Source organism: Parvimonas sp. D9, assembly GCF_035282565.1.
Classification (GTDB): Bacteria; Bacillota; Clostridia; order Tissierellales; family Peptoniphilaceae; genus Parvimonas; species Parvimonas micra.
The window spans coordinates 1-250 of sequence record NZ_JAYKBM010000221.1 but is presented as its reverse complement, the minus strand read 5'-3'; the positions used below and the strand labels follow the sequence as shown (position 1 = coordinate 250).

Sequence of the window (250 nt, the reverse complement as noted above, 5' to 3'; positions counted from 1 at the left end):
CACAAGTGGTGATCGGTATTATTGTTGCAAACGAAATCGGTTCAGAGCGTAGAATTGGCAGGAATTGGTCGTTGGCACTATGTTTACTCACTCCGTTTTTATTTGGGTTGGTGCTAACACTAATCAGCCCAAAGAAATCGGGGAACGAAGTAAAATGGGAGAAAAACGGAACGCAAAGGGCTATAGAAGGCTCTTTAGTGGTCATCAGCATATTGTCTTGCATATTGGTGTTTAATTACAACTCTTTAGC

At 41.6% G+C, this 250-nt stretch carries 1 protein-coding gene; it reads left to right on the top strand.

Annotated elements, in window-relative coordinates; genetic code table 11:
• Positions 1–250, top strand: a 250-nt coding sequence (locus VJI94_RS08640; RefSeq protein ID WP_324009074.1) for a hypothetical protein, incomplete at both ends; no start/stop codon positions are given.